13 protein-coding genes are annotated in these 14,149 nt (G+C 64.8%); 10 read left to right on the top strand and 3 right to left on the bottom strand.

The window, feature by feature from the left end:
* Positions 1 to 578 precede the first annotated feature (578 nt).
* Both FHS48_RS04460 and rpoH read left to right on the top strand, forming a co-directional pair.
* Positions 579 to 1,100 carry an Hsp20 family protein gene (locus FHS48_RS04460; protein WP_184261814.1) on the top strand — a complete coding sequence of 174 codons (522 nt, stop codon included), beginning with the start codon at positions 579 to 581 and terminating at the stop codon, positions 1,098 to 1,100.
* Positions 1,101 to 1,211: 111 nt separating this feature from the next.
* Positions 1,212 to 2,168: an RNA polymerase sigma factor RpoH gene (gene rpoH / locus FHS48_RS04455; RefSeq protein WP_184261813.1), complete on the top strand. Its 957-nt coding sequence runs from the start codon at positions 1,212 to 1,214 to the stop codon at positions 2,166 to 2,168.
* Between the two features lie 134 nt (positions 2,169 to 2,302).
* Here the strand turns inward: rpoH and FHS48_RS04450 are convergent, their stop codons facing one another.
* Positions 2,303 to 2,737: a hypothetical protein gene (locus FHS48_RS04450; RefSeq protein WP_221443362.1), complete on the bottom strand. Its 435-nt coding sequence runs from the start codon at positions 2,735 to 2,737 to the stop codon at positions 2,303 to 2,305.
* Positions 2,738 to 3,285: 548 nt separating this feature from the next.
* On the opposite strand from FHS48_RS04450, the gene lptF reads away from it, so the two are divergent.
* From lptF to FHS48_RS04420, 6 genes are all read left to right on the top strand, one after another.
* Positions 3,286 to 4,425 carry an LPS export ABC transporter permease LptF gene (lptF, locus tag FHS48_RS04445; protein WP_260402334.1) on the top strand — a complete coding sequence of 380 codons (1,140 nt, stop codon included), beginning with the start codon at positions 3,286 to 3,288 and terminating at the stop codon, positions 4,423 to 4,425.
* Positions 4,425 to 6,668, top strand: a complete 2,244-nt coding sequence (locus FHS48_RS04440) for an LPS-assembly protein LptD (RefSeq protein WP_184261807.1) — start codon at positions 4,425 to 4,427, stop codon at positions 6,666 to 6,668. The genes lptF and FHS48_RS04440 overlap by 1 nt, the downstream gene beginning before the upstream one ends.
* A gap of 3 nt (positions 6,669 to 6,671) precedes the next feature.
* Positions 6,672 to 8,033, top strand: coding sequence for a peptidylprolyl isomerase (locus FHS48_RS04435; RefSeq protein WP_184261806.1), 1,362 nt, complete (start codon positions 6,672 to 6,674; stop codon positions 8,031 to 8,033).
* 1 nt (position 8,034) lies between these two features.
* Positions 8,035 to 9,087, top strand: a complete 1,053-nt coding sequence (pdxA, locus tag FHS48_RS04430; protein WP_184261804.1) for a 4-hydroxythreonine-4-phosphate dehydrogenase PdxA — start codon at positions 8,035 to 8,037, stop codon at positions 9,085 to 9,087.
* Between the two features lie 125 nt (positions 9,088 to 9,212).
* Complete coding sequence (gene rsmA, locus FHS48_RS04425) at positions 9,213 to 10,082, top strand: 16S rRNA (adenine(1518)-N(6)/adenine(1519)-N(6))-dimethyltransferase RsmA (RefSeq protein WP_184261802.1); 870 nt, start codon at positions 9,213 to 9,215, stop codon at positions 10,080 to 10,082.
* Between the two features lie 307 nt (positions 10,083 to 10,389).
* Entirely contained in the window at positions 10,390 to 11,364 is a 975-nt protein-coding gene (locus FHS48_RS04420; RefSeq protein ID WP_184261800.1) for a hypothetical protein, read from the top strand.
* A 186-nt stretch (positions 11,365 to 11,550) separates the two neighbouring features.
* On the opposite strand, the gene gmk is transcribed toward FHS48_RS04420, so the two are convergent.
* Positions 11,551 to 12,198, bottom strand: a complete 648-nt coding sequence (gmk, locus tag FHS48_RS04415) for a guanylate kinase (RefSeq protein ID WP_416046501.1) — start codon at positions 12,196 to 12,198, stop codon at positions 11,551 to 11,553.
* Positions 12,199 to 12,211: 13 nt separating this feature from the next.
* Positions 12,212 to 13,111 carry a YicC/YloC family endoribonuclease gene (locus FHS48_RS04410; protein WP_184261798.1) on the bottom strand — a complete coding sequence of 300 codons (900 nt, stop codon included), beginning with the start codon at positions 13,109 to 13,111 and terminating at the stop codon, positions 12,212 to 12,214.
* A 156-nt stretch (positions 13,112 to 13,267) separates the two neighbouring features.
* Here FHS48_RS04410 and FHS48_RS04405 point away from each other — a divergent pair, with 156 nt between their 5' ends.
* Positions 13,268 to 13,771 (top strand): nucleotidyltransferase family protein, encoded by a 504-nt coding sequence (locus FHS48_RS04405; RefSeq protein WP_260402333.1) that lies wholly within the window; start codon positions 13,268 to 13,270, stop codon positions 13,769 to 13,771.
* Positions 13,761 to 14,126, top strand: a complete 366-nt coding sequence (locus FHS48_RS04400; RefSeq protein WP_184261796.1) for a HepT-like ribonuclease domain-containing protein — start codon at positions 13,761 to 13,763, stop codon at positions 14,124 to 14,126. The genes FHS48_RS04405 and FHS48_RS04400 overlap by 11 nt, the downstream gene beginning before the upstream one ends.
* Positions 14,127 to 14,149: the final 23 nt, after the last annotated feature.

The raw sequence follows: 14,149 nt of genomic DNA, 5'->3' as shown, positions 1-14,149 counted from the left end.
CACTCCGTCCGGATCCGGCTTCCCTCCCGTAAGAAGGTATAAGAAGGTTACCGACCGGTAACGCCTTTCTGTGCCCCTTCCGTTCCAGCCGCTGACCGCCCCCTTGACGGCAGCCATGCCCCTCCCCATACTTTTCACCGTGAACGCCGCTGATGCGGGTTTACTCCCGAGCCGGACAGACGGTTGCGCGCCAGAGTGTTGGGCGGGCCGGACCGGACGGGATAACAGGACCGGACCATGGTGGGGCACAGCCCCGGATGATCCGGAGTGACCGTGGTAGCTCGACCGGAGGACCATGGGTTTGGATTTTCGCCTCTGTCAGTCACGCCCGTCAACCGGGGATGCCCTGATGGAGAAAACAGTCCGGTGCGGCTGATCCGCATGGACCGTTGGAAATCCGGCTCTGCCCAGTCCCCGATTGCGTTGCCACCCGTCTGATCCTCAGGCGGGTTTCGTTGTTTTCGGGCCCTGTGCCGGAAGGAACCGGACAGGTCCACGGAAACCGAGTGCAACCCTGCCGCCCTGGCCCTGATGAACGGGCAGGTCTGGCACAGACATCGCTTTTCGGAGGATGTACCATGTCTCAGTTTGATTTTTCCCCGCTGTTCCGCGCCGGCGTCGGCTTTGACCGTCTCGCCCGTCTGGCTGAAAATGCGCTTCAGCAGGCCAGTGAACAGTCCACGGCTTACCCGCCGTACAATATCGAAAAGTATGGTGACGATGCCTATGCGATCACTCTGGCCGTGGCCGGGTTCGCCGAAGCTGACATCGACATCGAAATCACCGGTGAGATGCTGACCGTCCGCGGCAGCCGCAAGCCCGCCGAACCCACTGCCGCTGCTGACTCCCCTGAAAGCACGGTGGCGGATAATACCGGCGCGCCCGCCCGGCCCAGCCGCCAGATCCTGCACCGTGGCATTGCCGAACGCGATTTTGTCCGCCGCTTCCAGCTGGCGGATCACATGCGCGTCACCGGTGCCGCGCTGGAAAACGGCCTGCTGACCATCACCCTGCTGCGTGAAGTGCCGGAGGCCGCCAAGCCCCGCCACATTGCGATCACCCGTCCGGGGACAACCCCGGCGCTGTCGCACGCCGCCTGATATCACCCGCACACCGGGACGGGGGTTCGCCCGCCCCGGTGTGCACCGTCAAAACCGGCAGCCAGACTCCCCGGCTGTTCCCCCTATCCCTCCGGTTTACAGGGTGTCCCGATGAGCTTTATCTCCGCCCTTCCCGCCTTCTCTCAGGATGGCAATCTGCCCGGCTATCTGGCCCGGATCCGCAGCTACCCTCTGCTGACCCCGGAAGAGGAAATGGATCTGGCCACCCGCTACGCCGAAACCCGGGATGAACGGCTTGCCGACCGCATGATCACCAGCCACCTGCGGCTGGTGGTGAAAATGGCGATGCAGTATCGCCGCTATGGCCTGCCGATGGCTGACATTATTGCCGAAGGCAACCTTGGCCTGATCAAGGCCGTCCAGAAATTTGAACCCAGCCGGGGCTTCCGGCTGTCCACCTACGCCATGTGGTGGATCCGTGCCTCGATCAACGAATACATCCTGAATTCGTGGTCGCTGGTGAAGATCGGCACCGTTTCGACCCAGAAGCGGATTTTCTATAACCTGCGCAAGCTGAAGGCCCAGCTGGGTGCCTACGAGGACGGCCCCCTGAAAGACGAGCAGGCGTCGCGCATTGCCGCCATTCTCAATGTCCGCAAGGATGACGTGCTGGCGATGGATGCCCGCCTGAGTGGCCGTGACAGCTCCCTCAACGCCCTGATCGGTGAGGACGGCGACAGCGAACGTATCGACCTGCTGATGGATGACAGCCCGAATCAGGAAGAGACCTTCGTCTCCCTACAGGAACGCAGCCGGTCGCACACGCTGGTCCACACCGCAATGGCGGTGCTGAATGACCGCGAAAAGCAGATCATCACCGCCCGCCGCCTTCAGGATGATCCGGCAACGCTGGAGAGCCTTGGCGAACACTACGGCCTGTCGCGCGAACGCGTCCGTCAGATCGAAGTGCGGGCAATGGAAAAGCTGGAAGGCAAGATCCGCGAGCTGGTGAACCGCGAAAAGCAGGGAATCCGCCGCGCGCTCGACACTTTCCGCAAGCCGCTGTCTGCCTTTACCAGCGACCAGATGACCCCGGTCTGCTGCTGACCCTGTCTCCTCCTCTCCGTCCCGCCCCTCCCCTCGATAGAGACAGCGGGCCGCACCGGTTTCCCCCCGGTGTGGCCCGCAGACGTTTCAGTCCCGGAAACAGCAGCCCGGTCCGGACCGAAGAAAGAACCCTCTCATTGCAGGCACTGGATCAGGGCCTGCATCACCTGCCGGTTGGCATCTTCCCCGATCAGACGGTCGAGCTTCAGGCGCGTGATCTGACCGGCATACCGGTTGCGTTCCGTCAGGGCCTGCATCACCTCGGAAACGTTGCCCCGGGTCCAGACCGCCCGGGTCTGCCCCCAGAAACAGCCGCAATCGGTGCGGGCCAGCGTAGCGGCACAGGCGGTGATCACCTCCCGCCCGACATCATCCTGAACTCCCGCCGCCGGATCTTCCCCGCCGCTCAGGGCCTGAAGGATCGGCTGCGGATCCAGCATGCCGGTTGCCAGTGCCCCGCCCAAGCCGATCAGCCCCAATGTCAGGCCGATCGCAAACCCCTTGATGGCGGACCGGAACGGATGGAGACGCCGCCGCACGCGCTGGCGCAGCCCCCGCCGCCCGGCCACGGCCACCCCCTGAGGAGGCTTATGACCGTGATCCGAACCGCGCCCCTGACCATGGTGATGGTCGGGACCGTGACCGTCACCATGGTCCCGATGCCCATCACCGGCATGCGCCCCCTCCGGATGCCTGCCTTTTCCGGTGGTGGATCCCCCGGGGCCGTCATCGTGGTGATAGGGGCCGGTATAAGGATTCCAGTCCGGTGGCAGTGATCCCGGCGGCACCGGCGGTAAAGAACCTCCGCCGTGAACAGTTTCGCCCTCCGGCGGCGGCGGCCCTGATACCGCCGGACCGGGCGCAGGACCATGGCCCCCAAAGGAGGCCCCAGAGGAGGGTTTGGAGGAGGGTTTGGAGGAAGGTCCGGAGGAGGCTTTGTCCTGCACCGGCCCATGGACGGTTCCCATCTGTGCTCTCCCTGCGCCTGCCGGTTCTCCCGGTCGCCCCGCGTCTTAACTGCCCATGGGAACAAAGATATCACGAAAGCGGTTCAAGTGAGAATTCCTGCTGGTTTCCCGACCTTGCCCCGCACTATACTGCGCCCGCAATGCTGAAAATGACCCGTTATCTTCTGCGTCATCTGACTGCCGGGACCGTACTGGTCACAGCCGGCCTCTTATCGATTCTGTGGCTGACCCAGTCGCTGCGCTTCGTCGAGATGATCGTGACGCAGGGCCTGTCGATCACCAATTTCCTGACCCTGACCGGGCTGCTGCTGCCGAATTTTCTGGTGGTGATCATGCCGATTGCCCTGTTCGGAGTGGTGCTGTTCACCTACAACCGCCTGTCGGCGGACCGGGAGCTGGTGGTGCTGCGGGCGGCCGGGATCGGCCCGGTGATGCTGTCCCGGGCGGCGCTGATTCTGGCAACGACCGTCACCCTCCTCACCTACAGCATCACCCTGCACCTTGGCCCGGCGTCGGCCCGGGCCTTCAAGGACATGCAGTGGACCTTCCGCAATGACATGTCCCGCCTGCTGATTCAGGAAGGGGCCTTCTCGCAGATCGGCCGGGGGCTGACGCTGTATGTGCGGTCCCGCAGCCCCGATGGCGAGCTGCTGAACATCATGCTGAATGATGAGCGGCGGGAAAAGGTCGTGACCACCATGATGGCGGAACGTGGGGCACTGGTTGACGGCCCGCACGGCCCCCGGGTGGTTCTGGTCAACGGCAACCGTCAGGAAGTGGACCGGAATACCGGCCATCTGTCCCTGCTGCATTTCCAGACCTATACGATGGACATCGACACCGGCAACAGCACCACCGGGGAACGCAGCCGCGAAGCGTCTGAACGGTCCCTGCGGGAGCTGCTTTCCGCCACCGTCGGCGATGACAACGGGGCGATCGGGGAACCGCAGGTGATGCGGTTCCGGGCGGAGGCGCATCAGCGCCTCGTCAATCCCGTCAGTTCCATCACCTTCTGTCTGGTGGCGCTGGCCATCCTTCTCGGTGGATCCTTCAACCGCCGGGGCAATGCGCCCCGGCTGATCGCCGCCGTGGTGACGATGGTGGCGATTGAGGCGCTGATCGTCAGCGCCGGGAACATCGCCGCCAAATCCAGCGCCATGATCCCCTTGATTTATGCTGTTGTGCTCCTGCCTATTCCGGTGGCACTTTTCGCCCTTCTGCGGCCGGATTATTTTTCCGCTCTCTCCCGGCGGCTGACTGCCCGCCCGACTGATCAGGAGCCCCAGTGATGCGCCAGGCGCGCCGCCTGTTGACCGCACGCGGTCTGTCGTACGCCTCTGTGGTCCTTGGGGCTGTGGCCGGCCTCAGCCTGCCCGGTCTGGCCGGGGCCACCGCGCTGTCTTCCGGCAGCGTTCCGGCCGCCGCCGCAGGGGAAACACCGCCTACGGAGGGCCGGGCCGTCATCACCGCCGATGAACTGTCCCATGACAAAAACCTTGATACCGTCACCGCGCGCGGCAACGTCGAGGTGCAGTATCAGGGCCGGATCCTGCTGGCCGATACCGTCAACTATCAGGTCTCCGCCGACCGGGCCAGCGCCACCGGCAATGTCACCATGACCGATCTGGACGGGACCACCACCTTCGCCGATTTCGCCGAACTGACCGGCGACATGAAGGAAGGCTTCGCCCGGGAAGTCAAAATCCTGCTGACCGACGGCTCCCGCGCCGCCGCCCAGAAAGCAACCCGCAAGACCAACGAGAAGGGCAATTCCGTCACCACGATGGAAAATGCCATCTACTCCCCCTGCGATGTCTGCTCGACCACCCCGGGCAGCGACACCCGCATCTGGCAGATCAAATCCAGCCGCGTCGTCCACGACCAGCAGGCGGGGGAGATCACCTATAATGACATGTGGTTCGAGCTGTTCGGCGTCCCTGTCGCCTACACACCCTATCTGTCCCACCCCGATCCGACCGTCAAACGCCGCTCCGGCTTTCTGCCGCCGCTTTACCGCAGCAACAAGCAGCTCGGCGTCGGTGTCAGCATTCCGTACTATTTTGTGATTGATGACCGGCAGGACGCCACGCTGGCAATCATGCCCAGCACCAGCGAAAACCCGGTGCTCAGCGGGCAGTACCGTGGCGTCAGCGAAAAAGCCTCCATCACCATGGAAGGCTCGATCGTGCAGGAAAAGAGCGACCGGATCCGCAACCATTTCCGCAGCAAGGCCGTCGCCAGTCTGGATGACACCTTCCGCGTCGGGGCCGATGTTAACCTCGCGTCCGACCGCACCTACATGCGCCGCTACCGCTTCGGCAACAAGACCTATCTGACCAGCCGTGGCTACCTTGAAGGGTTCAGCCGCCGGTCTTACGGGGCCGTCGAGGCCCTGTACTTCCAGAATCAGAGCACCCTGACCCCCAGCCGGGGCGACCTGCCGATCGCCGCCCCGATCGCGACCTGGAACTACACCAGCGAACCCGGGGCCCGTGGCGCCTATACCACCGTCGATATCACCTCGGCGGCGGTCAACCGGATGTCCGGTGCCAGCAGCCGCCGCGCCAGCGCCCGTTATGGCTGGCACCTGCCCTATATCGGCCCGGTGGGGGATGTCTACCGTCTGGATGTCGGCCTCAGCGGCGACGCCTATCAGGTGGAAGACGTCAAGACCCGGTCCGGGGAACTCTATTCCGGGGCCAGCGGCCGGATGACACCGGAACTGGCCCTGACCTGGAGTCTGCCGCTGGAACGGCGGAGCGGCCGCTGGAGCGAGGTGGTCCGCCCGATCGTGCAGGGCGTCAGTACCCAGGGGGCCCGCAACCCGACGAAGATCCCGGATGAAGACAGCTATGCCGTCGAATTTGACGACACCAACCTGTTTTCCATCAACCGCTACAGCGGCCGGGACCGGGTCGAATCCGGCACCCGGGTCAACTATGGTGTGGAATACACGGCCCGCCACACCTGGATGGGCACCGTCAACAGCATGGTCGGCCAGTCCTACCGCCTGAGCGGCACCGAGAAATCCGCCTTCCCGGTCGGGTCCGGGCTGGAGCGGGACCTGTCGGACGTGGTCGGGCGCGTGATGTTCCAGCCGCACCGCAATCTGGATTTCGTGTACCGCTTCCGCGCCGACAAGGACACGATGGAGCTGCACCGCAGCGAAATCGGCTCGCGGATCGGACCCCGTTCCTTCAATGTTTACACCAGTTATATCGAGCTGGACCGGCAGGAAGACTCCTCCGCCGTGCTGAAGAAGCGGCAGGAAGTGACCGTCGCCCTGCGGTCGCAGATGTCGCAGTACTGGTCCGGCTCGCTCAGCGGGCGGTATGATCTGGCCGAAAACGGCGGGCCGATTGATATCGGCGGCACCGTCGCCTATGAAGATGAATGCTTCGGCGTGTCTCTTTTTGCCAACCGCAGCTACACTTACGACAGTGACTATGAGGGCAGCGTGAACATTGGTCTGCGCTTTGCTCTGAAGACACTGGGTGATTTCAGCACCTCGCTCGGCAGCATGGAGTTTTAAGGAATGGCGACCGTGACCATGCCGGTAGTGAAGGGATCAGACACCATGCAGCCTATGCGCCACCGGCCCTGTCCGCAGTTTTCCGGCCGCAACCGCGCCGCCGCGCTTCTGCTGGCCGGGTTGACGGTCCTTCCCCTATCGCTGACCGTCGCCGGATCCCCGGCGCAGGCACAGCAGATGCAGGTGCAGCGGATTGCCGCCGTGGTGAATGACGACGCCATCACGGTGCGGGATCTGGAGGACCGGATGGACCTTCTCCTCTCGGCCTCCAGCCTGCCGGATAACCCCGATACCCGCCGCCGCCTGATGCCGCGCGTGCTCCAGATTCTGGTCGAGGAACGCCTGAAGTTGCAGGAAGCCAAACGCCGCAACATCACGGTTTCCGACGCCGACCTCGACAGCGCCCGCCAGCAGATTGAATCCAACAACCGGATGGCTCCCGGCTCTCTGGCCGCCAATATGCGCCAGAAAGGGGTCAACCCGGATACGCTTGATAAGCAGCTGCGGGCGGATGTCGCCTGGCTGAAGGTGGTGCAGTCCGGCCTGCGGCGGCAGATTTCCGTCGAGCAGGAGGAAATCGAAGCAGTCCTCTCCACCCTGCGGGAAAATCTGGGCAAGCCCCAGCGGCTGCTGGCCGAGATCGTTCTGCCGTTCAACGATGCCGGGGAAGAACAGCAGGCCCGGGCCCTCGCCGAACGGCTGGGGGAACAGATGAAGCAGGGCGCCGCCTTCACCGCGCTGGCCCGGCAGTTTTCCAGCGCCCCGACCGCAGCCGTCGGTGGGGATCTCGGCTGGGTTCCGAAGGGGGAACTCGACCCCGAGCTGGAAGAGGCCGTCAATGCCCTGCGGCCGGGGACCGTCAGTTCTCCGGTGGTCAGCGGCAGCAGCCTGCACATCATCCTTCTGCGCGATGTCCGGGAAACCAAAAAGCTGGATCCGGCGGTGACACCGGTGCAGATCAGCCAGCTGTTCTTCCCGGCCCGGGGCGCGGCGGCCATGCCGACCGAAAGCCGCGACGACATCATCGCCACGGCGGCGGAAACCGCCAAACGCTGCGATGACATCAATAAACTGTCGGATCAGCTGCGCCTGCCGAACTCCGGCGATATCGGCACCGTCAAACCGGCAGACCTGCCCCCGGCGGTCGGCACGGTGGTGGCGGAGCTGAAGGAAAACACCCTCAGCACCGCGATTGACCTGCCATCCGGCACCGTCGTGGTGATGGTCTGCGCCCGGAAGGATGCCGATGGCCTGCCCAGCCGGGAAGAAATCGAACGTCGCCTTGAGAACGAAAAGCTGGACCGTCTGGCCCAGCGCACCCTGCGCGACCTCCGCCGCAAGGCGCTGATTGATATCCGGATTTAACATGGCCGACCACCCGACGCCCCCCCTTGCCGTCACCATGGGGGATCCCGCCGGGATCGGCGGCGATCTGACCCTGATGGCGTGGCTGCGTCGGGAAGACGGGCCGCTGCCGGTGTTTATGGCCGTAGATGATCCCGACCGTCTGCGCACCCTCGCCCGTCGCCTGACCCTGCCGGTGCCGGTTGTCGAAATCAGCACCCCGGAGCAGGCCGCCGCACAGTTTCCGACCGCCCTGCCGGTTCTGCCGGTCCGTCTGCCGTCTCCGGCATCGCCCGGCCAGCCGGACCCGGGGCACACCGAAGCTGTTCTGACCTCAATCCGCACGGCGGTCACCCTGTGCCGGTCCGGGGCCGCCGGGGCGGTGGTGACCCAGCCGATCAATAAAAAAGTCCTTCAGGACGGGGGCTTCACCTTCCCCGGCCATACGGAATTTCTGGCACATCTGGCCGCAGAGGACGGGAAACCGGATCCGCTGCCGGTGATGATGCTGGCCTGCCCGGCGCTGCGGGTGGTCCCGGTGACCATCCACCAGTCCCTGCGCAGCGTTCCGGAAAGCCTGACCACCGACCTGATTGTGGAACGGGGCCGGATCACCGCCGACGCCCTGCGGACCCAGTTTGGCCTTCCGGCCCCCCGGCTGGCCATCGCCGGACTGAACCCGCATGCCGGGGAAAACGGGGCGATGGGAACCGAAGATCTGGCGGTCGTCGCCCCCGCCGTTGACCGGCTGCGGACGATGGGCATCGCCGCCACCGGCCCGTTACCGGCCGATACCCTGTTCCATGCCGAGGCCCGGGCCACCTATGATGCCGCGCTGTGCATGTACCACGATCAGGCCCTGATCCCGATCAAGACCCTTGATTTCCATGGTGGCGTCAACGTTACGCTCGGCCTGCCGTTCATCCGCACCTCGCCGGATCACGGCACCGCCTACGCTCTCGCCGGGACCGGCTCCGCCAATCCCTCCAGCTTTCTGGCCGCCCTGCGGATGGCAGGACTGATGGCCGGTGCCCGGGAACGGGCGCGTGTCTTTGCAGTGCCCGGGATCGGGTGACCGCACTTGCATCGACCGGCTGAGTCAGGTACTCCGCTGTGACCGGCCCCCGGCACCGATGACGGACCGGGCCGTTATCCCCTTTTCCTGCCCTGCCCGTCGCCCCGACGAAAGGTCCTGCGTCCATGCCGTCCGCGTTCCCGGATCATCCGGTTCATCCTCTGCCGCCGCTGCGCGATGTCATTGCCCAGCATGATCTACAGGCCCGCAAGAGTCTGGGGCAGAACTTTCTGTTTGACCTCAACCTGACCGGACGGATTGCCCGGGGCGGCGGCGACCTTGGCACCGGCACCACCTTCGAAATCGGCCCCGGCCCCGGTGGATTGACGCGGGCGCTGCTGGAAGAAGGTGCCCGTCAGGTCATCGCCATTGAACGCGATCCCCGGATGCTGCCGATTCAGGCCGAGATCGCGGCGGCCTATCCCGGGCGGCTGACCGTGGTGCAGGCCGATGCGCTGGAAGTGGACCTGACCACTCTGGGCGATGCCCCGCGCCGGATTGTCGCCAACCTGCCCTACAACGTTGCCACCCCGCTGATCCTGCGCTGGCTGGCCTCGATCAACAGCTTTGCCTGTATCGTGGTGATGCTGCAAAAAGAGGTTGTAGACCGTCTGGCCGCCGTCCCGCGCACCAAAGACTATGGCCGTCTGTCGGTGATCACCCAGTGGCTGTGCACGGTTGAACCGCTGTTTGACGTCAATCCCCGTGCCTTTGTGCCACCGCCGAAGGTAACGTCCACCGTTGTCCGCCTGACGCCCCGCTCCGCTCCGCTGGCCCCCTGCGATTTCAGGACGCTGGAGGCGGTGACCGCCGCCGCCTTCAATCAGCGCCGGAAGATGCTGCGGGCCAGCCTGAAGGCCCTTGGCCCCCTGCTGCCGGAGGGGATGGATGCCGAAGCGCTGTGCGCCGCCGCAGGGATTCCCCCGACCGCCCGGGCCGAGGAACTGACAGTCCAGCAGTTCTGCACCCTTGCCCGTCTGTGCCGGCCGGACTGACCTGCCGCAGCGCACACATCACAGGACCACAAGAAGGGCCTCCTGCTCCCGTCTCAGGCCACAGCAGCCCAGATCCCCGTCAAATTTGATCAAATTCTTGTAAAATCTATAGGGTAGCAGCGATTTTTTGGGGATAGGCATTCGCAAATCGCTGCAACATTACGCCACCTGGTGTACACATAAAGAAGATCCGGGGAGGGATCAGGCGGGCAGGACCACAGTCTGCGTCCGCACAGGATTGCGGATGACTGTCCGAACGGACGCAGGAGTCCCCCGCCGATATCGTTGATGGCAATCGAGGAGCACGATGATGCCGTCGGTAAACACGAGTGAAGCAGTCGCGCCTGCTGACGCTGACGCCGCCGCAGACCTGTCTCTTCTGACGGTCTGCGTCTGGTGCCCGGACCCGCTGGTGGCGGAGGCTTTACTCTCATCGCTGGCCGCTGAAGGCGTTACGGCACCGATCATGCCGGACAGCTGGGCTCATCTCCTGAAAATTCTCGATGGTGAGAGCCCTGACGTGCTGTACGCACTGGTCAGCCCGGCGACACTGCCGCAGATCGCCGATCTGTTCCGGGGCATCCGCACCGGGGATATCGGCAGCAACCCGTTCCTGGCACTGGATGTGGTCACCCGCTACCCGCAGTCGCCGGTTCTGGAAACCATGGTCGATTCCGGGGCGGATGATATCCTGCCCTATCACTGGCCTCAGCAGTACGTGCGGGAGCGCCTGATCCATCTGGCCCTGAAGCGGAAGAAGTTTGTCATCACCTCGGCCTATGTCGGGCCGGACCGCCGCCGCACCCCGCGCCCCGGCGGCGGGCAGCCGGAACCGCTGTTTGACGTTCCCAACCCGGTGAAGGCCAAAGCGGTTGACGGCCTGTCGGTGGAAGAGCTGATCGCACAGGTCGAAGTCGCCCGCGACCAGATGCTGGCGGAACGGATGGGGCGTCTCGGCCTGTATCTGGCCCGCTGCGTCATGGATATCCGGGAGTCCACGCTGGCCCCCCGCGACGGCATGGTGATGCCGCTGACGCAGGATGACAAGCGGATCATCGCCGCTTCCACCACCATCACCGCACTGGCCCAGCGCCTTGATGGCCCGGCCCGCTGGAGCGCCACCTCAGCCAACGACACCATCCGTCTGGCCCGGCTGGTCATGGCCCTGTCCCATGAAGGGACCGAGCATCCTGACCCCAAGGCCCTGCAAGTGGCGGCGCGGCAATTCCTCAGCCGTTTCGGCTCCCCCAGCGATACGGCAGCCCTGCATCCGACGGCCTGATCAGGAAAGCGGTCAGGGGTCTTTCCGGTTCAGGGGTCTCCGGCCAATCGGAGAAAAAGAGACCGTCAGAACATTTTCAGAAAACAGGGGGCCGGATGATCCGGCCCCCGTCTTTCCATCTGGGCTTACATAAAAAATTCCGGACGCGTTTTTCCGGGCGCGGGACAGACCACAGCCAGCCCGGCCTCAGCCATCTGTCCGCATGCCGTTGACAAACTGCGCCAGCCCCATCTGCCGGTTCCGTTTCAGCCGTTCAGCCCGCAGGATCGCCTGCACCGCCTGAATGCTCTCCTCGATATCGACATTGATGACGACGTAGTCGTATTCCGGCCAATGGCTCATCTCGTCACTGGCCTTCGACATCCGCTTGCGCACCACCTCTTCCGGGTCCTGCGCCCGCCCCCGCAGGCGGCGCTCCAGTTCCTCCAGCGACGGCGGCAGAATGAAGACGCTGACCAGATCCTCGCGGGCATTCTGTGCCAGCTGCTGGGTGCCCTGCCAGTCGATGTCAAACAGCACGTCCCGTCCGGTCCGCAGGGCATCTTCCACCGGCTGGCGCGGCGTGCCGTAATAGTTGTCGAAGACCCGGGCATGCTCCAGCATTTCGCCCTGTTCGACCATTGCCTGCACCTCCGGGATCCCCCGGAAGAAATAGTGGACGCCGTCCACCTCGCCCGGGCGCGGCGACCGGGTGGTCACCGACACCGACATCGACAGGTGCGGGTCCCGTTCCAGCAGGGCGCGGGAAATCGTCGACTTCCCCGCCCCGGACGGGGACGACAGCACCAGCATCACCCCCCGGCTCCGCACCGGCACCCCGGACTCCTGCATCACGCTCTCCCCCCGATCACTCGACATTCTGAACCTGTTCCCGCAACTGATCGATCACCGTCTTCAGATCCAGTCCGATCCGGGTCAGCGCCGTATCCTGCGCTTTCGAACACAGGGTATTGGCCTCGCGGTTAAATTCCTGACACAGGAAATCAAGGCGCCGCCCGACCGGACCGGCACTGTCCAGCAGCTCCGTCGCCTGCGCGACATGGGCGGTCAGGCGGTCCAGTTCCTCCCGGACATCCTGCCGGGTGGCGATCAGGGCCAGTTCCTGCGCCAGCCGGTCTTCACTGACCGGCACCTTTGCGTCCAGCAACTGGTTCAGCGCCGCCCGCAGCCGGTCCTGCACCGCCTCCGGACGGGCGGATGCGGTCTGCGCCGCCTTGCCGATCAGATCAGCAATAGTGGCCAGATGGGCGCGCAGGATGGTGTTCAGCCGTCCGCCTTCATCGCGGCGGGCAGCCTCCAGCGCGGTCAGCGCCTCCCCCAGACTGGTCAGCATTTCTGCTTCCAGCCCCTTGCGGGTTTCCTCATCCGGCTCCGCCGACTCCAGCGTTTCCAGAACGCCCCGGACCTGCAACAGACCGTCAAAGGTCGGCGGCTGCACATGCAGCGGCAGATCGCGCGCCAGATCCATCAGTTGCGCCAGAAGGGCCTGATTGATCCGCACCTGCGGGACCCCGGCCCCGGCATCGGTGCGGGTTTGCAGGCTGAGGGTCACGCTGCCCCGGGTCAGCCGTTTGCCGACCAGATCCTTCGCCGGGGCTTCCAGCGCATCAAAGCCGTTCGGCCAGCGGACGCGGACATCCAGCCCCTTGCCGTTCACACTGCGGGCTTCCCACGTCCACGACAGGCCAAGGTCAGGGCGCTGCCCCCCGGCCCGGGCAAAACCGGTCATACTGGCGATGGTTTTCATCGGTCGGATCTCCTGTCCCGTCGGACGCTGGTCATGCCGACAGGGCAGGCGCGACACTGCTGCCCCATCGGACCGAGTTATACCGCCCGCCGCCCGCAAAGGCCAGCCTGCCAAAAAAGCCGCGCCGGACCCGGAAAATCCGGCTAAACTCATGACATGACCAGACATTCCGCCAAGCCCGGCCGCCAGAGCCACAGCGACAGCACCGCCCCCCGGCACCGGAGTGGCGGCAACAGCCACCATTCTCCCGATCACCGGCCCGGAGACCGGCCGGAGATGGTTTCCCTGACCGTTCTGGTCCCCCGCGACCGCGCCGGTCAGGTCAAGCATTACGCCCAGCGCATCAGCCGCAACCGCCCGGCCCGGCGGGAAGACGTGCTGTACCAGCTGCGCCACCACGCGCGGGAGCTTCAGTCCCGCTTCGGGGTGCGCAGTCTGGCGCTGTTCGGCAGCGTCGCCCATAACGAGAGCCGCCGCGAAAGTGACGTCGATCTTCTGGTCGAGTTCCTCCCCGGCCGCCCGGAGGGGATGCTGGAATTCGTCACCCTGAAGGGCTGGCTGGAAAGTCTGCTCGACCGCCCGGTCGATCTGATCACCCCGGATAACATCAAACCCCGGATCCGTGACCGCATCCTTCAGGAGGCCATCCATGTCTTTTAAGGATAAGGACTGGCGGGTGCGGATTGATGACATGCTGGAAGCCCTGTGCCGCTGCCTGCGTTACACCGACGGGATGAATGAGGCCGCCTTCACCGCCGATCACCGGACCATCGACGCCGTCGCCCGCAATCTGGAAATCATCGGCGAGGCCGCCAACAAGGTGCCGGATGACATCACCGCCGCCCATCCGATGATTCCCTGGGCAGCACTGGCGGAAATTCGCCACATTCTGATCCATGAATACCATTCAGTGGATGCTGCCCTGCTCTACCGCACGGTGCGGAACGACCTGCCACCGCTGCAACCCCTGCTGCTGGCCGTTCTCGGTCCGGGGGCCACACCTCCCACCTGCTGACCGGACGATTTCCCTCTTCTGAC

This window comes from Novispirillum itersonii (assembly GCF_014205675.1).
In the GTDB taxonomy this organism is placed as follows: Bacteria; Pseudomonadota; Alphaproteobacteria; order Rhodospirillales; family Rhodospirillaceae; genus Novispirillum; species Novispirillum itersonii_A.
This window is presented reverse-complemented; position numbering and strand designations above follow the sequence as displayed.